Origin of the sequence: Variovorax sp. LjRoot290 (assembly GCF_964253985.1) — a bacterium.
In the GTDB taxonomy this organism is placed as follows: domain Bacteria; phylum Pseudomonadota; class Gammaproteobacteria; order Burkholderiales; family Burkholderiaceae_C; genus Variovorax.
Genome location: NZ_CAXURW020000003.1, coordinates 471,777 through 489,945 on the forward strand (window position 1 = coordinate 471,777; position 18,169 = coordinate 489,945).

At 62.9% G+C, this 18,169-nt stretch carries 16 protein-coding genes; 8 read left to right on the plus strand and 8 right to left on the minus strand.

What is annotated here, in order from left to right; all coding sequences use genetic code 11:
• The first annotated feature begins 376 nt into the window (after positions 1-376).
• Both ACSQ9A_RS39815 and ACSQ9A_RS39820 read left to right on the plus strand, forming a co-directional pair.
• A complete protein-coding gene (locus ACSQ9A_RS39815; protein WP_436308186.1) occupies positions 377-1,630 on the plus strand; it encodes an AAA family ATPase in 1,254 nt (417 codons plus the stop codon).
• A gap of 3 nt (positions 1,631-1,633) precedes the next feature.
• Positions 1,634-2,707, plus strand: a complete 1,074-nt coding sequence (locus tag ACSQ9A_RS39820) for a ParB/RepB/Spo0J family partition protein (protein WP_436308187.1) — start codon at positions 1,634-1,636, stop codon at positions 2,705-2,707.
• Positions 2,708-2,928: 221 nt separating this feature from the next.
• Here ACSQ9A_RS39820 and ACSQ9A_RS39825 read toward each other — a convergent pair whose 3' ends face one another.
• Together ACSQ9A_RS39825 and ACSQ9A_RS39830 are read right to left on the minus strand one after the other, a co-directional pair.
• Positions 2,929-3,576 carry a hypothetical protein gene (locus ACSQ9A_RS39825; protein WP_436308188.1) on the minus strand — a complete coding sequence of 216 codons (648 nt, stop codon included), beginning with the start codon at positions 3,574-3,576 and terminating at the stop codon, positions 2,929-2,931.
• A 987-nt stretch (positions 3,577-4,563) separates the two neighbouring features.
• Positions 4,564-5,430 carry an SDR family oxidoreductase gene (locus ACSQ9A_RS39830; RefSeq protein ID WP_436308189.1) on the minus strand — a complete coding sequence of 289 codons (867 nt, stop codon included), beginning with the start codon at positions 5,428-5,430 and terminating at the stop codon, positions 4,564-4,566.
• A gap of 17 nt (positions 5,431-5,447) precedes the next feature.
• Between ACSQ9A_RS39830 and ACSQ9A_RS39835 the strand changes: the two genes are divergently transcribed.
• On the plus strand, positions 5,448-6,371 hold the full coding sequence (locus tag ACSQ9A_RS39835; RefSeq protein ID WP_436308190.1) for an AraC family transcriptional regulator: 924 nt from the start codon (positions 5,448-5,450) through the stop codon (positions 6,369-6,371).
• A 494-nt stretch (positions 6,372-6,865) separates the two neighbouring features.
• Here the strand turns inward: ACSQ9A_RS39835 and ACSQ9A_RS39840 are convergent, their stop codons facing one another.
• From ACSQ9A_RS39840 to ACSQ9A_RS39865, 6 genes are all read right to left on the minus strand, one after another.
• Positions 6,866-7,213 carry a transglutaminase N-terminal domain-containing protein gene (locus ACSQ9A_RS39840; protein WP_436308191.1) on the minus strand — a complete coding sequence of 116 codons (348 nt, stop codon included), beginning with the start codon at positions 7,211-7,213 and terminating at the stop codon, positions 6,866-6,868.
• 16 nt (positions 7,214-7,229) lie between these two features.
• A complete protein-coding gene (locus tag ACSQ9A_RS39845) occupies positions 7,230-7,724 on the minus strand; it encodes a methyltransferase family protein (RefSeq protein WP_435482150.1) in 495 nt (164 codons plus the stop codon).
• Positions 7,725-8,098: 374 nt separating this feature from the next.
• Positions 8,099-8,353 carry a hypothetical protein gene (locus ACSQ9A_RS39850; RefSeq protein ID WP_436308192.1) on the minus strand — a complete coding sequence of 85 codons (255 nt, stop codon included), beginning with the start codon at positions 8,351-8,353 and terminating at the stop codon, positions 8,099-8,101.
• Positions 8,354-8,565: 212 nt separating this feature from the next.
• The gene (locus ACSQ9A_RS39855; RefSeq protein ID WP_436308193.1) at positions 8,566-9,981 is read right to left on the minus strand and encodes a hypothetical protein; all 1,416 of its coding nucleotides are present in this window, start codon (positions 9,979-9,981) and stop codon (positions 8,566-8,568) included.
• Between the two features lie 756 nt (positions 9,982-10,737).
• On the minus strand, positions 10,738-11,307 hold the full coding sequence (locus ACSQ9A_RS39860; RefSeq protein WP_436308194.1) for a hypothetical protein: 570 nt from the start codon (positions 11,305-11,307) through the stop codon (positions 10,738-10,740).
• A 13-nt stretch (positions 11,308-11,320) separates the two neighbouring features.
• Entirely contained in the window at positions 11,321-12,454 is a 1,134-nt protein-coding gene (locus ACSQ9A_RS39865) for a hypothetical protein (RefSeq protein ID WP_436308195.1), read from the minus strand.
• Between the two features lie 527 nt (positions 12,455-12,981).
• Between ACSQ9A_RS39865 and ACSQ9A_RS39870 the strand changes: the two genes are divergently transcribed.
• From ACSQ9A_RS39870 to icmT, 5 genes are all read left to right on the plus strand, one after another.
• The gene (locus ACSQ9A_RS39870) at positions 12,982-14,904 is read left to right on the plus strand and encodes a hypothetical protein (RefSeq protein ID WP_436308196.1); all 1,923 of its coding nucleotides are present in this window, start codon (positions 12,982-12,984) and stop codon (positions 14,902-14,904) included.
• 237 nt (positions 14,905-15,141) lie between these two features.
• Positions 15,142-15,585, plus strand: coding sequence for a DotD/TraH family lipoprotein (locus ACSQ9A_RS39875; protein WP_436308197.1), 444 nt, complete (start codon positions 15,142-15,144; stop codon positions 15,583-15,585).
• 57 nt (positions 15,586-15,642) lie between these two features.
• Positions 15,643-16,401 (plus strand): type IV secretory system conjugative DNA transfer family protein, encoded by a 759-nt coding sequence (locus tag ACSQ9A_RS39880; RefSeq protein WP_436308198.1) that lies wholly within the window; start codon positions 15,643-15,645, stop codon positions 16,399-16,401.
• An 11-nt stretch (positions 16,402-16,412) separates the two neighbouring features.
• Positions 16,413-17,702 carry an ATPase, T2SS/T4P/T4SS family gene (locus tag ACSQ9A_RS39885; protein WP_436298058.1) on the plus strand — a complete coding sequence of 430 codons (1,290 nt, stop codon included), beginning with the start codon at positions 16,413-16,415 and terminating at the stop codon, positions 17,700-17,702.
• Positions 17,699-18,010, plus strand: a complete 312-nt coding sequence (icmT, locus tag ACSQ9A_RS39890; RefSeq protein ID WP_436308199.1) for an IcmT/TraK family protein — start codon at positions 17,699-17,701, stop codon at positions 18,008-18,010. Before ACSQ9A_RS39885 ends, icmT begins: the two co-directional genes overlap by 4 nt.
• Positions 18,011-18,169 lie beyond the last annotated feature (159 nt).

The following is an 18,169-nucleotide window of genomic DNA, read 5'->3' on the forward strand; positions in this document are numbered from 1 at the left end:
CCGCGAAACCGCTTTTCCAAGGCATTCAGGCGACTCCCGTGTTCACCCTGCCAAGCTCCTGACAGAGCTCATATGCCGTCCCGCATCGACACGGTTGAGTTCCCGACGAAGCTCGGGTTTCTCCTGTACCCTCTCGCAAAAACAATGTAAGTTGTTGATTTTTAATGGGAAATTCGCTCTTAAAGGTATTAGAGATTTCAAAGGGTATTAGATAAATCAAACCCGTATGGGTTTTCTAAGGCATGTGCTCAAGCCAGCTCGGGCCCACACATGAGCTTCTACAGGAGTTCGCTTTGCAGATTCTGTGTGATCGGGGACAATCCACGCAAATCGCACAAACTGTTTTGTACGACATCAGTTGGACCGAAGGAGCGCCATGAAGGAACTTGAAATCACCATCCCGTCCGAGATCTTTCTCCAGCCGTCGACCATGGCTGATATCAAGGCGCAGGCCCAGCGCGCAAGCGTAATGGTCGAGGAGATCCGCGCCAAGATGCTCGCGCCCTCGGCATCGAAGACGAGCCCAGTCTTTATCCAGAAGGAAGTCGCCGAGGCGTGTGGGCTGGAGCCCGGCCAATTCACTTATCGCATGAAGAACGCAGACCTCCCTCCTCTGCCGGCCGGTCACTGGGATGCGAAGAGCCGACGGCGTGAGTTCAGTCTTGCGGAGACACGAACGTGGGTCAAGGAGTTTCGGAAGGATCGCCTGCGGCCCGCTGGCGGTGAGGCGGTGGTGATCGCGGTGGCCAACTTCAAAGGTGGCGTCGGCAAGTCAACGACGACCATGACGATGGCCCAAGGCCTGTCGCTCCTGGGCCATCGAGTGCTGATCATCGATGCCGACCCACAAGGGTCTCTCTCGACGCTTACCGGTCTTGTTCCCGATATCGATGTCCAAGAAGAGGACACCTTCTTGCCTCTTTGCCTGGGCGAGGAGGAATCGATCCGCTATGCGATTCGACCGACGTACTGGGATGGCCTGGACATCGTCGCTGCCGCTCCCCTCCTCTTCGGTATCGAGTTCTCCCTGCCGGCTCGCCAGGTCAAAGAGAGTCGCGATGGCTTCGAGTTCTGGAACGTCTTGAACCTGGGGATCGATGATGTGCGGCAAGACTACGACGTCATCCTGATCGATACCGCCCCCGCCCTTTCATATGGCACGGTGAACGCTTTGTACGCCGCCAACGGGATCATCATGCCCCTGCCGCCGAACGCCCTCGACTTCGCTTCGGGTGCCCAGTTCTGGACGCTTTTCACCGATCTGACCGAGAACTTAATCGGTGCCGCAGGTGTCGAGAAGACGTTCGATTTCATCAACGTGTTGCTGTCGAGGGTGGATAACGACGACGCCAGCACCATGGTGCGCAAGTGGATCATTCAGACCTACGGCGACAAGGTGCTCCCGGCGGAGATCCCGCGGACGGTAGTAACTTCTGCAGCGAGTGCAGAGTTCAACACCGTCTACGACATCTCGCGCTACGACGGCAATGCGCGAACGTACAAGCGCGCTCGCGACGCTTACGACAACCTGGTGCAGTACATGGAAGGCGTGGTCCGGGCCGTCTGGCAGCGAGACATCAAGCGCAAGCAGGCATCCGGCCAGACCAGCGTCGCAATGGAAGGAGCGTGATCCATGGCAACGCGTAAATTCTTGGAAAAGGGCAACTCGATTGTTTTGCCATCGGAGCAGAAGCGTGAAGAGCATGCGCCAACGGGTGGGACCATCACCGGCCCATCCACTGTAAACGGCAACCCGGATCAGGCGCCAGCTCGACCGCCGCGGCCGCCCAGGACTGCAATTGGCGGCATGGCCGCTTTCATGCGGGAAGAGTCGTTGGTGGTGACTGAACTGGAGGCACTCAAGGTCGAGCATGCACGCTTCGACGGGGCTGATCCGGTTCGGGCCTTGGACCCGCAGACGATCCGGCGTTCACGCTGGGCCAATCGGCACACCAGTTCGTTCGACACGCAAGACTTCGCCGACCTGCGCGACGAGGTTCGCAATGCGGGCGGCAACATCCAGCCGATCAAGGTGCGGCCCGTTTCGCCAGATAGCCTCACGCCGGAGGAGGTCGCGGCCGGGACCCTCTACGAGATCGTCTACGGCCATCGTCGGCATGCGGCCTGTCTTGAGTTGGGCCTTCCGGTGAACGCGGTGATCCAGGCTCGAACGGATCGCGAGCTGTTCGAAGACATGGAGCGTGAGAACCGGGAGCGCGCCGATCTGTCTCCGTATGAACAAGGCGCCATGTATCTGCATGCGCTGAAGGAAGGGCTCTATCCCTCCATGCGTCAGATGGGGGAAGCGCTCGGCGCCAATATCTCCGTTGTCAGTCGAGCCTGCGCGCTAGCGGGGTTGCCTCAAGCAGTGGTCGATGCGTTCCCGTCTCCGGTTGAGATTCAATTTCGCTGGGCGAAGCCGCTCAGCGACGCCCAGCAGCGAGATCCTGACGCGCTACTGGAGCGGGCACGGCGGCTGCGCGGCAACGGCGTAAAGCTCACAGCGGCCCAAGTGTTCAATGCGCTTGTTGACACCTCGCGTGAGGTTCAGGGTTCGGCGACAGACGTTGAGATTGCCGGGCCTGGGGGTAGGGCGGTGATTAGCCTCGACCGCAAAGGGCGAATGACGGTCAAGTTCGATCGACAACTGACGCCGCATGAGCGAACCGAATTCGAGGGCGCCCTAAGGCGCATGCTTGGGAAATAGAAGTTAGGTCGAAACGCTTGAAAGCGCCCTCGTGGGCGCTTTTTTCTTACGTCTGCCGAGTGACCAGAAGGCAGGCGAGGGTGATTAACCGTTAATCACTGCCGTCGCCGGCCGTGCTCTCGCGGTGATTAACGGTTAATCACTCGCTGGCTCTCGGGTCGCCCCCGATCGCCACGAGCCCTTGGGATTGTGAGATCGGGTGGGAATCCGCTCAGGAGCGACTACCGCTTCCCCAGCGACTCCAAAATTTCGCTGAGCATCGACTTCATCACGCCTATGTCCCGATCGCGCCGGGCTTCCACCAAAGGATCCGATCCGCCTGCCGCCCGAGCTCCACCTGACCCGATCGCCTCCTGAGCGCGGACGACAGCTTCGTCCAGTTTCGTGATCAGGTTGTTGCGCATCGCCGAGAACTGCGCCACCTCACGCTTCACCTCAACCATCTCCTGGCGGAGCGAGGACATCTGCCGGAGCAGCTCCTGAAGGAGCTCGTTCGAGGGAACCGGGTCGGCGGCCGCCGCCGCAGGTGGCGGCGGGGACTGCGCCTGCGCTGGCGCGACCAGGCGAGTGAGGCGAGACTCGAGACTATCCGCTGCGCGGGCCACGGCCAGCTCGAGCACCGCTTGCGAGCCAGTTTCCGTCAGGTGGGGCCAAAGCTCGTAGACCCTGTTGATGGCCAAGGGGGTGTTCAGTCGCAGACCTGGCCTGCCACCGCGCTGGCGGCGCAGCAAAGCCTCGCGGGTGAAAGAGGAGGGGGCCTGCGACATTTCGAGAGCAGTCGACTCTGGGGCAATGCAGTTGGTGAACTCGCCAGCAGCGCTCCACTTTTTCAAAGAAGACTCGGTCGGCGCCTGGTGGCCATGCATCATCGTCAGCACCCTGGCGAGTTCAGCCAGAGTGCAGAAAGGCGGCCAGCCCTGGGCGGTAGCCGTAGCCGGCGCTGCCACGGACTGAACGCCGCCGGGGTCACCGCTTGGCGGCACCGAGGGGAGGAGGCTCACTGGGGCTTCAGCCATGGCAGTAGGTTTGGTTACTGAGTAACTGAATTATGCGACTGACTTGGCCGATGTTCCTCGAATCGACCTTCAGATACGTTGTTTCCGTGAAACAATTCGCCGCGAGCGGAAGAAAAATCGGCTAACTTGTTGTCGCGTAACAAGATAAGCTGCGACCCAGTAAAACCGTGAAACATCCGCTTTCTGATTTGCCAACGGAGGTCGGTGGTCGATTGTCGTGCGACACAGTAGTTGAGCCGATGCGACACTGTTTGTTCTCCAGTTCTCGGATGGTGAAATGGGGTGGATCGAAAGGGCAGAACCGGTGCCAGTTCTCAGCTCGCTCTGAACTTCGCTGCAGACCACAGGAGGGCCGCAGGTCAAGCGTCACGTCCCCTACCAAAGTTGGTAGGTCACCTCCAAGACGCCTCGCCCCGCCATGCAGTTAGCGCCGCGCGAACTCGACCTTGACTTGTCGTGCCAGTCGGATCTCGCCGCGGTGACGTAGGAGGCCAGTTGAGCGCGTAGCTTAGGAGTCGGGGGAGCGCGATGAGGGTCGGCGGCTGCAGAACTGGAGCGGTGGTCAAACCTATCGCCCGCCAAATCGCGCCCGTCTGGGGCGCCGGGACCATCTACGGCTGGCCCGCTGGCGCGACGCCAGGGCGAGGGGATCGGCGGATCGGCGCCAGGCCCGCACAGGCGCAGGCACTGGGAAGGGCAGAGCAGGGCACGGCGGGGCAGAATGCGGCCGACAGCCGAAATCGGCCAGAAGAAGCGGACCCTGGCTCCCGGCCCTCAATCAATTCGCGTTCACTATGGCGGCTACCGCGACGAGAGGGCCGTTGCGGCGACGTCAGAACGTCATCCGCCCTGGGCTGTGGGACGAATAATGATTTCGCCCACATCGACATCTGCGGGTTGCTCGATCGCAAATCCGATTGCTCGAGCGACGGCATCAGGCGGCATGGCGAAGCCCTCCATCGAGGCAACGATCTGGGCCTTCACTTTCGAATCTGTCATGGACTCCGCGAAGTTCGTGCGAGTGAAGCCGGGTGAGACAACTGTCACGCGAAGCTTGTCACCAGCTTCCTGGCGCAAGCCTTCGGAGATCGCGCGTACGGCGATCTTTGTGCCGGCGTAGACGGCCATGTTCGGCTTGACGAGATGCGCCGCTGTCGAAGCTGTGTTCACGAAGTGGCCGAATCCCTGAGCGCGAAATACTGGCAACGCGGCGGCGATGCCGTACAGCACGCCTTTGATGTTGATGTCGATCATGTCCTCCCAGTCTTCGACGCGAAGCTCGTCCATCGGAGAGATCGGTCCAATCCCGGCGTTGTTGACCAGCACGTCGAGCTTTCCGAATCGATCGCAAGCTAGCCGCACGAGCCCGGCCACAGCGTCGCGTTGCCTCACGTCCGTCCGGGCGTAGGCGGCTTCACCTCCTGCTTTCGCGAGGCGGGTAACCAGCGCCTCAAGGCGTTCAGACCCGCGCGCGCCGAGCACGACTTTGGCGCCGCGCTCGGCAAGCAGGAGCGCGGTGGCCTCACCGATTCCGCTACTGGCGCCCGTAATCACCACGACCTTGTCCTTGATTCCTGACATGAGATTTCCTTTGAAGACTTTGCGATATGAAGGGCTGGTTGTGTCCTTTTGGCGGCGCCGATCGCGTGCTGCATGGTCGCGCGTTCGGCCCGTTCGATCCATAATCAATTCGTCGAATTTGTTCATCGATCGTACGGAGTTGTGTGGACCCGCTTTCAGACATTTTTTTGTTGCTAAGGGTCGAGAGCGTGCTTTCGGCGCGCTTGGAAGTGCGTGGTCCCTGGGCCATGCGGTTCTCTGCCTATCAACACATCAAATTTGGAGGGGTCCTCGATGGGTCGTTCTGGCTGTGGGGCGACGGCGCCCAGGAACCCACCAAGCTCGAGGCCGGGGATTTCTACCTGCTGACACGGGGACAGCCCTATTCCACGGGTAGCGATCCCGCACTTGAGACTGTTGACGGCCGCGAGATCCTTGAGACGCACCTTTGCGCGGATGGCGTTGTGCGCTACGGCACTGAGGGCGAAAGAATGAGCGCCGCGGGCGGCCGCTTCGTCTTTGACGACCACACATGCGACTTGTTGCTGCCATTGCTGCCGCCGCTTGTCCACATCCCCGCAGCCTCTGAAAGTGCAGCGCCGCTACGCGCGGTGCTTGAGCTGCTGCGGCTTGAGTCGGAAGCAACTCGCCCAGGTGCCCCGGTCGTTGCCGCTGGTCTTGCGAACATCGTGCTGATGCAAATCCTGCGCGCCCATCTGGCATCTGAACGCCGCATGCCCGGTTGGCTCGGCGCTCTTGCCGATCCGCGGATTGGATCAGCGCTCGCCTTGATGCACGGCGACATCGCAAGGCAATGGAAGGTCGACGAACTCGCATCAGCAGTTGCGATGTCGCGCACGACTTTTACCGAGCAATTCAAGGCTCTCGTCGGGGTGCCTCCGCTCAGCTACCTCATTGCCTGGCGCATGGCCGTCGCTGGCAGCGCATTGAGAGCGGGAAACAGGAGCCTTTCCGACATCGCCGAGAGCGTGGGTTATGGCTCGGACGCCGCATTCAACTCTGCGTTCAAGCGCGCAACTGGGACGAGCCCAGGACGCTATCGCTTACGGGATGACACTGCCGCGTAGAGATGAGCGTCGGCTTTGGAGAAGTGCGTACCGCCGCTTTGGGACCAGAAAAGGTGACGCAAATCGGAGCGTGAACGAGGAATGGTGTCGCAACCGGCAAGAGCATGCGACATCAAAGATGCGCAAGTCCGCGTCGTGCTTAGCGCGGCAGATCGGCCTTTGGTGTCGCACGACACGATTGTCGTGCGACACAGTAGTTGAGCCGTTGCGACACTATGCTCTATTTCCCGGATGGTGAAATGGGGCTTCCGCGTCGTACCGACGGCGAGGACGCCGCGACGCCTCGGGAGGAGACCGAGGTCACGGAGGCTACGCCGAGGTTCATCGGACAGAGCGAGTTGCTGCCAGGCGCGTGGCCGGCATCGCGTTCTTGATTGGATGCTCCCTTGTGCACGCGCTGACGCCCCTGACGCCGCAGCTCACTACCGAATCGAGGCAAGAGCTCCTGACCCGCCTCATCGAGGCCGGGTTTCCCGAGGTCGGTCAGAACAGTGTCAGATGGCGCGATGCCGACCCTGCCCGTCGGGATAGACGAACGGCACCTTGCGCGCGCGATCGTCGATGAAGAAATCGAACGGATTGATCGCGTTGATCTCGACCGCGAACTCGACCAGCACGTCGAGCTCGGAGACCGCTTGCCCGGCCTTGAACGTGACGCGCGCGACGCGATTGCCGTGCGGATCGCGCAGCCAGTGCAGGCGATGCTCCGGCTCGACCAGCAGCTGATAGCTCTCGATCCGCGCTCGCGTGTGATCGGCCGGCCGCAACCGGATCAGCTGCGGGCCTAGCGGCGCCGGTCTCGGATAGTGGTAGCGGCTGCGATGTTGGACGACGACGCGCACGCAGCGTTCTTACCACCTACCCGCGCCATGGGGTGATGCGCGGTAACCATCGCCTCACGTTCGCCCGGTAGCGCTTGTACTCGTCGCCGAACTGCTCGCCCAGCGCAGGCTCTTCGTAGGCGACAACGAACAAGAAGAATCCGGCCCACACGATCGCGCTGTACTCCAGCACCGTGACGCTCCCGAACAGGAGGCCCTGGCCGGCGATCAACGCCGTGACTGCGACGTACATCGGATTGCGGACGTAGCGATAGAGCCCGGTGACGACGAGGCGCTTGGGAGGCATCACGGGCGCCGGTGTGCCGAGGCCCTGCAACGCGAAGCGAGCGAACGAATCGAGCAAGATGGGCAACCCGGCGACGATCAGGGCGGCGCCGAGCACGCGCGCGATCGGGAATAGCGGAGGCGCGAAGTGCCAGTGCGTGAGGTACCAAGGGACGTACACGGCGAGCGTGCCCGGAGCGATGACCAGGAAGATCGCGGAACCGATGATCGCGGCGGCGCGCTGCACGATAGGATCATACTCAACGCCGCCGCGAATCGTGCGGATTGGGCGAGCGCTGGCGTCGCGCGATGTCCTGTGCGAGGGTGTAGTCGCGGTTCTTCGGCATGTCCCGAGCGTGGCAGAGCGCCCGGGACGCCTCCAGTGCATCAGCGAGATAATGCCGCTTCAAGTCGGAGAAAGAGGCTCGGGGAGCACTTCCATCTTCGCCGGCAGTGTCCCGAAGAAGGTCCCGCGCCCGAGGGATTGCAACGGCCGGTTCAGCTCGCATTGCGGACATGCTTGGGACGAAGCCGAAAGACTGTGATGGGCCCACTCCTGCCTGTCAGCGGATGTTGATGGTGCCGGAAAGCAGACGCTCGATGCCGGTCTGAGCGTAGACCTCAATGATCCAGGTCGAACCAGAAAAAGTGACGCAGATCGGAGCCCGAGCGGGCAATGTTGTCGCAGTCGGCAAGGGCAGGCGACATCAAAGATGCGCAAGTCGGCGTCGGGCTTGGCGCGGCAAGATCGGCCTTGGGGTCGCGCGGTGTGTTGTTGTGTGCGTGCTGCTGTGCGCGCTCGGCGGAGGGGGCGTCGTCGTGTGCAGGCGGCAACAGCTGCTGCAGCAGCGGCATCGGCGCGGGGATGACGCGCACGGCGGCCTGTCTGCTCCGAAAGAACGCCCCGGCCAATGACGGCAAGGGCGCAAGAGGTCGGTGGTCGAGCGATTGAAGTTGGGGCCGATCAGGGCGGCCAAGTTCCCCCCGCATTCGGATTCGTGAGCAGCCCGCATAACCAGGGAGGCCGTTGTGAGAAGCGGCTTTGTTTCGCTCCTTGTTGCGCCGCGAATCAATGAGCGAAACGAAGCTCATTCGATCGTCGGCGCGTCCGGCGCGGCAGCCGCGCGAGCTTCGCCCGTTCCGAGCGTGTCCGCCGCTGACTGTTGTTCTGCAGCTCGGTCCGCGGCCTGGTCGCGTTGGTTCTGGGTGTCGGCCAAGCCTGGCGCGAATCGACCGGCCCGACGAAACGCCCGATCAGATCCTGCGTAGTGGCCAGCGATCGTTCGCTTGCGCTTCATGTAATGGCCCATGACCATCGCGGCCACTTCCGGCCCGACCGTAGCCTTCATGTTCGCGGCCGCCGTCGAGCGGGTGTCATACAAAGAGTATTTCCGTCCGTCGGGGAAGGCGCGGTTGCAAGCGGCGTACAGCGCCGTGCGACAGCCGTTGAAATAGCGCTCGAAGGTGTGCTCGTCCCCACTGGCCAGGTACTGCTGCAAACTGCTGAGGTGGGCGTCCACGGCGCCGACCCATCGATACGGCACTTCGACGTCGCGCCAGGCGAGCCCCGCGTTGCGCAGCTCCCAGGCGCGCAGGCGTCTAAGGTTTTCGATTGCCACTTCGTTGTTGACGTCGACCATGGCTTCGGCCTGATCGAAGAAGGCCAGGTTCCTCGAGACCAGCTCGGCATGGCGCTCGGCTGCTTCCAGGACGGCTGACACGTTGGCCTGGTCGGCGCCGGCCATCGCAGCCAGATCGGCATCGGCGCGATTGAGCAGTCTCTCGGGGATGTGGCGCCAGTTGAAAAACGGCTGCTTTTTGAGTTTCAGGTTCGGAAGGCGAAGGATGTTCCGATCGCGGTCGAGCCAGAAGGCGGTCTCCCATTCGCCCGGCCGTGCGCCCGTTGCGATCCCGGCGTTCAGCCACGCGGTGGTCTTGGCGCCCCAGTTCTGGAGAGAGGGTCTGGCCGCCAGGAGCCCGTTCAGAAGCGGGCCGAGATCCTGCTCGGGAATGGCCCGGGCGGAGGCGCGCGATCGCCGCATCTGGATCGCTTGGGCACTGCCCAGCCGTGGGTTGTACTCACGAGCGAGCGCGAGGCCTTTCTCGCGGATCTCGGCCGAGAAGTCCATGTCGGGCTGGTTCAAGGCCCAAACGATGGCAGCGCGGTAGGTCGTCTTGGTGCCAGGCGCCAGGGCTGGATCTGCGGCCAGGTTTTCGATGAGATCCTCAATCGAAACGAAGTCCGGATCCTTGTTGAGCGCCAGCGCCACGCGGTCCACCATCATGAAGTAGCGCTTCCGGTAGAAGACCGCGGTGTCTTCGTTGACCGGCTGTACGGCGGACTCATACCAGTTGCTCAGCGGTTCGACGGGCTGCCCAGTCTGCGATCGATCGGGGTTCGGGCCGGAGCCGTGATTGCGCGCGGTCTGGAGGGTGTCGGGATGGATTAAGCGGAGATCCTGGTCCGCCTCTGAAGTCTGGTTTCGGTCTTGATTGTTTTGCATTGGTGCTTGTTTCTGGGCGCAGGTTGGTGGAGCTGGAGCCTTCTGGGGTTTGTGTTCTGGGGTGGCAGGGCTCTGGAGTGGACTTAGACCATCGGTGGGCTAAGTGGGCGGTGGGACTCTCTGCCGGGTGGGGCCTGGTGCCTGCCTGAACTGCACCCCGCGAGGACCACGTCCGGCCCGGATTTCCCAGAAATGGCTAATAACTGATAGCGGTTTTGGAAACAATTCGGGAAAAGGACCCGAAATCCACCCCTGCGGCCAACTGCTGCTTACCGAGGTAACTAGCAGTCGCGTTCCGTTTCGGGCCTTTGTAGACCGAGGAGGCGGCTGTTTAGCCGCGCGCGGGCAAGTGCTAGTTAACTTGATAAGCCACAGTTGCCTGCCACGCGGGCCCGAAATCAGCGCCAGACGGCCGAAACTAGGAGTCGGGCGGGGAAATCCTCCGATTGCCCACCAACTGCTAATTACCCCGGTAAGCAGCAGTCGCCTGCCATGATGTCGGTGAATCGGCTCGCCGGTCCGGGCGCCGTGCCGAAGAGAGCCGGTTGCTCGCGCTGCCAGCAGACTGCTAGTTAAGCCGGTAACTAGCAGTGGTGCGCACGCGCGCTCGGAGGCGAAAGCGCCAGCCAACTGCTGCTTACCGGGGTAATTAGCAGTTGGTTTGATCGAAAGATGGACAGCCGCCCCTCCCATTGCCACTCGACTGCTAGTTAACCGCGTAACTAGCAGGCGCCTTCCATGCACTCGGACCAAAGGTCATTCGAGGGACTCGCCGGCCAGCATGCGGCGACCCGTGAAGCCGGGCACGCGCGGGGGAGGGCGGTCGTCGTCGCGCGTCGGGCTGCTTGACTCCGGATTCTTCGGCGTCGGCGTAACCGATCGCAGAAAACCGGTCATCTCTGCTGGTTGGCCGGAACCAGGCGCCGCCATGCTCGACGGCGTTTCCGGTACGGCAGGCCGAGGCGCGCCAGGTGCGGATGCGGTAACCGACGCCTGGCCCTCAGTATTCACGTGGCCGTGCGGTGGCTGGGCTTCAACCTGGCTTGGCGCCGCGGGCCGCTGGACGATCGACACCGCCCCCATCACCTCGTCGACAAGGCCGCCGGAGATCCGGGTCGAGAGGCCGTCCATGCGGCGCATCCGCTCCTCCTGCACAACCAGGCCCATTTCCATCAGTTGGCGGATGAAGCCGTTCCGAGCGCGGTCGCCGGGGCGTCCGCTGAACTGCTCGATGGCGCGGAAAAGCATCGGGCTCTCGCGCCGGAGGAAGCGGATCCGGATGTCGAGGACGTCGTCGTTTGTGGCCTGCTCGCCGTACTTCTTCATCGCGAATCGACCTTCAAGCCGCGTCGGCAGAGGCCAATGCTTCAGCTTGCGCGATGCCTTCGCCGATCAGCTGCAGGCCTTCGACGTTGCTGAAGACCGAGTGCTTGGGCACATAGATCGGCATGTCGGGCATGCGTTCTGCGATCTCTTCAGCGTAGTGCGCCGGGTGGCCGCCGACCATCACCACCATGTCGATGATGTCCCAGGCGCCCTTGATCCCGTTCATCATGATGCCCACCGGATCGCGGACGGCGCGGCGCGCAGCGGCCAGAATCTCCGGGTCAGCCATGTCGATCGCTCGGCCGTCGAGCTTGAAGACAGCGCCGGTGCGCAGCGAATGGTTCAGGCGGCTCAGGTTCGACGGGGCGATGGCGCGGCCGATCTTCGCTTCCAGGTGCTCCTTGACCGTGGTCATGACGCGGTGGCGGCCCGCGTCGCCGGCGGCGCCCGACACGTCGGTGTTCGGCTTGCCGCGGTTCACGAGCAGCCAGTCCAGCGTGTACTCGCCCGGATCGACGGTGACGATCGTCAGAGTGTCGACCAGCTGGTTCCAATCCGCCAAGGGCTTCAGGCCCGATTGGGGGAAGCGGGCAATGGTCTTGTTGATGCCGTCAATGTGGCGATCCAGGCTGTAGAAGCCGCCCATGGGTTGCGGGCGCACGACCACCTTGTCGATCTGCACGCTGCGCTCGCCGTCCAGGTCGATCCGGCCGGTGTAGGCCTTCTTTAGGGCCGCGGGTTTGCCGGGGTCACGGAAGTGGCTGACGGGCAGGCCCAGGACGAGCACATCGATGTGGGTCTCTTCCATATAGGAGAGTGCGCCTCGCATCAGGGCGTGGTACGGCGCGCTGTCGTAGTACTTGTCGTCCAGATGGCGACCAAAGTCCGAGCTGGAAGCGGCCCGGCTCATGACGTCCGGCCCGACGACGAACGACTCGCCGTTGTACGTCACGACCTTCACGTCCTCGCTCCGACGTTCCTCGAGCTCGTAGCGACGGCGATCGACGCCAAAGGCGACGGAGGGGAAAAGGTCGTATTCGACAACAGCCGCTCCGCCAGTCTGGCGGTTGTGCTTCGTGAACTTGGTGAGGCCGTAGCCCAGATCAATGGCCAACACGACGGGTGTGTCTACTGCTGCGTTGCTCATGTGTGCGGGATCCTTTACGTTTGTGCTGATAGTACGCTGCAAACAAGAATGGCACGCCTAAAACCGATCCGTCAAGGTTGCGAAAAAACAAATGGAATTGACGTGGCAGAGCGTTGTTCGAAAGACGGCGCAACGAAAGCCGTTGCAACGGCTAGGGAAGTGGTCCGCCAGACGCATCCCAGAGACGACCTAGAGAAAGCCGTTGCATCGGCCTGACCATCGGGCGACCGAGACGTGAGGAATTTCGATTGGTGGTTCGATCTACCAGAGAAAGCCGACAGGTCTACCAATGGCCGCGGGCCCGATCGGCTGCACTGCTTGGAGCCTGTCCCCTGGTAGATCTGTTGGCTTTCTCCATACCAAACGTGACTTGGTAGGTGCAACGGCTTTCTCTATCCCATCGGCACGGATCTTCCTCCTCGCGAGCACTTTGAGTCGGCCCGCAGCTTCGATGCCGCATCACGAGTAGTGGAACGGCACAACCGAAAGTTTTCGCGGCTGTTGCGAGCGTGAAACCTATACTTGCAGTGAACTTTCTATTTCGCGTCAATAGGCAAACACGAATGATTAATTCCAAAGGTGATCGCTACTGCTATCTGAACGCGCGCCACACGTTGGAGACCGTGGGTGCCGCCGGCGACGCCGGCTTCTTCTCCAAACTGCACCAGCTGCTGATCAACGGTACCCAGGGCAAGGCTCCGCCCAAGCAATGGGTTTCGATGATCAAGGCGCTTCAGACGAAGGGCGTGAAGCGCTCCGAGCTTGAGGACAGCAAGGTTCTCGAGCAGCTGGAGGCCTCCGACGCGAAGTCGCTCACGAAGGAGCAGGTTGCCAGCCTGGTGCTGTCGGGCCTGCCGACCGTAAAAGAGCTGGAGCTCGCGACCCCGCGCTACGCGAGTTGGCGCCATTCCGGCGGCGTCTACAAGGAGCTTCTCTTCGTCCTCAATTCCCAGCGCGACAACGTGCAGGACGAACTGAGCGAACTGGAGTACCGGCTCGAGGCGATGCAGTACGACGCCGCAGATCTAGCCTTCAGCCTGGAGTCCTTGATGGATGATCCGGAGCTGCCGGCCAGGATGCAAGCTCAGATGAAGGCGCTGCGCGAGCTGCTGCCGAAGGCTTGGGACTATGCGGCCCCCCACTTCCAGGAGGCGCTCGACGGTTCGGTCGACAAGAACATCATGGCGCACGCGCGCTTCACGGAGCGTGGGTCACTATTCTTCGTCGAGGAGATCCAGAGTGACTGGGCGCAGGCCGGAGGGAAGGCGAGTCGGGCCGCCGCACGCGAGGCGGTAATCGCCTTACTGGCTCAGAAACTTGGGGTTGCCCACCTTCCGATTTCGGAGCGGGAACTGCTCATCGGTGCGATCAAGGCGAAAGCCACCGTCGAACTTCGCGGGGTTAAGTACGACCCGAAGGACCCCGAGCTGAGCGCCGCGGCGGAAGAGGGCCGCCGAAAGGGATGGACTGGCCGGACGCCGGCGGCGCCCTTCGTCACAAGCACCGAGGAATGGTCAGGCCTGATCCTGCGCCGGCTGATGCAGCGGGCCGCCGCGATCCCGCAGGTCAATCAATTCGCCTGGATCACCCAATCCATGCGCAACGGCGGCCGCGCCGGCGGTGGCGCAAGCCTGGACGACTTCTACAAGAACATCCTGCCCAAGCTGGCCGACAAGCTTCTGAAGCCACTCGGCGTCAAGGTGACGATGGGACAGGTTGACCTCAATGGGGTGACCCACCAGGTTCCGCAGTTCGAGATGACGCCAGCGGTCAAAGAAGCGCTTCGCGGGCCCATGCCTCTCTACAGCTTGTCCCCGGTCTGGAAGGGCGCGCGCAACGGCCAGGCCGAAGTGAACCGTGTCCTGGCCGAGTGCGAGCTCATGATGGGTACGACCCGCCACGTGAAGCTGATGGACGCGCTCTACGACATCGCGACCCAGCGCCAAGTCGCCGGCAAGTACATCAACAACGGCATCCTTTTGAACCTGCACGCCCAGAACCTCGACCGCGCGGCACGCCACGAGGCCTGGCACTTCGCCACCGAGAACATGCTGACCGTCGACGAGCGAGTCGCGATGCAGCGTGAGTTCGCCCCGCACAAGATGCTCGCGCGCCGGACTCAGCAGACCCTGATCAACCTTGGCGAGCTCGATGCCGCGCGCCAGTGCGCCCATCCCGAGGAGTGCGCGGCCCATGCATTCGCACTCTGGAGCACGGGCGAAATGGAGATCACCGAGTCGGTACCGAAGGGAATGTTCCAGGAGGTCTGGTCCGTACTCAAGGACTGCGGCCGCTGGCTCGCCGAGCGCGTGTCGGGCAAAAAGGCGCCCACGACCGAATCGATGTTCGAGGCGCTTCGCAGTGGCGAGATGGCCAAGGTGCGGGAAGCCCGCGGCCTGTGGCCAAAGGCGGTGGACATCGAACACCGGGCGCCGAGGATGACCATCTGACTCCGGGACGGAGGGTGCGCCGCAGCGAGATGTGTTGCGGGTGTTGGTAACGCACGAGCGGGCGTCGTGCGGTTGGGTCCGTATCAAAAGCTCGACAGGCCCGTTACGCAATGCATGCGGAAAGCGGCGTCTGTCTTGCTGGTCTATTCACCGTGAGATAGTATCGGCACGAATTAAAGGCGGATGCCTAGTTCTCGTCCTCGTTTTGACATTACCCCGTCCCGGGGCCCGTCCACAATGACCCACTTCTCGCGGATCTTCGGCGCTGGCGCAGTTTCTGCAGCGCTTCTCGCACTTGCCGCCTGCACCACTCCGCCGGCCCCCGTCGCCTCGACGGATCCGGCTGCCGCGCAGCTCGACCGCCTCTTCCAAAAGTCCGCTGGGCAACCAGCATTCACAGGCAGTGCCGATGCGAAGGCGCCGGCTCCCCGTATGGCGGACGGCAAGCTATGGGTGACCTGGCGCGGCGACGCGAACGACCTCCTGAAGAACCTCGAGCCGGTCACGGGCCAGAAGGTGACCGTCGCCGGCCCGACGCCGCGGCTTCCCCTCTACGTCCAGGTGCACGCGCTCGGCGTTCCGGTCGACGAGGTCATGCGCGACATCGGCTATCAGCTTGGCCAGCGTGCGGACCTGGTGCTCCTGCCTTCGGGCATCGAGATTCGCTACCGCGCCTTCTGATCCCACATGAGCAGGACCCCTTTCATCAGCGCGGCCAGGCGCTTGGCCATTGCAGCCATGGCAGTTGCCGCGGCGCAAGTTGCTTCGGCTCAGACCCAGCCCCTTTCGATCGAATCCCTCATGAACGCGCAGGGGGCGAGCGAGTCCCAAAGCCGGTTGAGCCTCGTCCGTGAAACAGCGCTGCGCGAGACCGCATTCGGCCTGGGCACGCGGCTGGGTCTGCTTGAGCGCTCGCGCGAGATCGCTGCCGAGGTGGCGAAGCGCGACCGCGAGCTCGACAAGCGCTTCGATTTCGGCGGCCTGATGATGGGGCCGGGAGTGCTGCCACCTGTCATCATGGAAAGCAAGGACGCCATCTCGCTGGAAGCCACGACCATGCGCGTGTCCGGCGCGATCTACAGGATCGACGAACCAGCCCGGTTCGTGGCCATCGCCCCCACCTGGCGCGATTGGCTGCTGCTGGGCTTGCCCAATGAAGACGCGGCGGACATGTCGACGGTGAAAAGCCTGCTTCCGCGCGACAGCGTCGAGCAAGCCTTCTGGAAGAAGGAAGTTGCCCAGGCGGTGGCCACCGGCCGCGCTCAGGCGCAGCAGATCTTCGAGCTGAACGTCGCCAATCTCGAGAAGACCTACTTCGGCATGCGTCTCTTCTACGATCTGTGGAAGCGCGGCATGGTGACGATCCCCGTCGTCGCGAGCGCGCAGACGATGGTCGATCACGATAGCCCGAACACCATCTCGGTGGGCAATACGATGTTCCGCATCACCCGCCAGGCCGGCTTCGAGGATTCGAGCCGCTGGAAGCCTCTGGAATAGGCGACCGAGTTGTGCTCGATGCCGCCGAATCCACCGTCCCTCGCTTCGCGCTGCCGATCGGCAACATCCGGCGCGCGGACCTGAACGAGTTCCTCGCCAAGGTCTACGACCTGGGCGTTTCGGACATCAAGTTTTCCTCGACCGACTACGTGTGGGCCGAGGTGAACCGTCTCTGGCATCCGGTCACCGATCGCCGCCTGGACGACTCTGAGGTGAACACCATCCTTGCTCTGCTCTTCAACGAGAGCGGCCAGACCGAGATTGGCGCGGCCAACGCGATCGACTCGCGGGTCGACGCCGTCATCTCCCGCGACAAGGTGCTCGCCTTCCGCTTGAACGCCACGGGATGCTCGGTGGGCAACACGCCTTCTGGCGTCAATATCACGCTGCGCGCGATGCCGCAGCAGATCCCCACATGCGCACAGCTGGGCCTGGAGCCCGAGCTCATGCAGAACCTGTTCCCGCGCTACGGGATGGTCCTCATCGTCGGTACCACTGGTTCGGGCAAGTCCACTCTGCTGGCAGCTGCGCATCGGTACCGCCTCGAGGAGCGCCGGCACGACCCGGTCCACATCCTCACCTACGAGCAACCGGTGGAGTACCTGCTCAAGGGCTACGCTGGCGGCTTCATGCCCGAGCCGACGCAGACCGAGGTCGGAGTGGGTGCGCAGCTGCGCTCCATGGACATGGTGGGCCCGAACGCGATGCGCCGGAAGGGCCAGGTCATCCAGATGGGCGAAATCCGCGACATGGACAGCGCGCGCGCCGGCTTTGAGCTGGGCGCGACCGGCCACGCCGCGTACGCCACAATGCACACCGAGACGCCTGACCGTGCTCTTTCACGCACGCTGCAGCTTTTCCCTCCGGTGGAGCACGCCCGCGTCGCCAACGAATTCATCGAGCAGACTCGGCTGGTCATCGCGCAGAAGCTCGCGCGCCGCAACGACGGCAAGGTGATCGCGTTCCGCTCCTGGTGCGTCTTCGACCGCGAGGTCAAGCGAAGCATGGAGGAACTGCCGACTCACCAATGGGGCCTGGCCGTTCGCAAGCTGGTGACCGAACGTGGCAACGACTTCGAATCCAAATCCTTCGCGGCACTGGCTGAGGGCCTCATCAGCTTCGAGAGCTTCGTCGAGGTGTCTTCGATGACGCTGCGCGAAGCCAACGAATACTGCGCGCATCGGGGCTTCAATCCGGGCGCCGCAGTGGTGACGTCCCTCCCCACATTAGCGCCGATCGCGCCCGCTGGTGCTGACGGCAGCACGAACGTGGCGGCAACGGCCGAGGCGGAGCCCGCATGAGCAACTACTGGCCCCGCACCGGGAAGTCCTACCGAATCCCGGGTACCCCGCTGCCGCCGCAGGCCGGCGCACCGATGGTCCTCGCGCTCTTCCACTTCTCGTGGTGGACGCTCGCGATCGCGATCGGGGTGTGCGCCGTGTTCGGCTATGCCGCGTACAAGAACCGAACCATCCTCTGGGCCGTGAGGCGCATGCGCAGCAAGATGCGCTCGGGCGTCATTGCGGCCAGGCCTCGCTTCTATCGGCAGCGCTTCACCTTCGACCAGCAGCTGTCCGACATCGATTTTCGCCGTTGGGGCAAGAAGTAGCTCCCGTAGCGCTCCCGCGGTATCCCTGCAAGTTCTCCCCTCAGCGTAAATCCGGCTTCCGGCCGAAGGAACGCTTTGGCCTCCGACTTCGGTCGGGGGCCGCTTTTCTCGCGAAGGCCGGCTCACGAAGGGGGCCCGGCCACAAGAGTCTGAACGCGG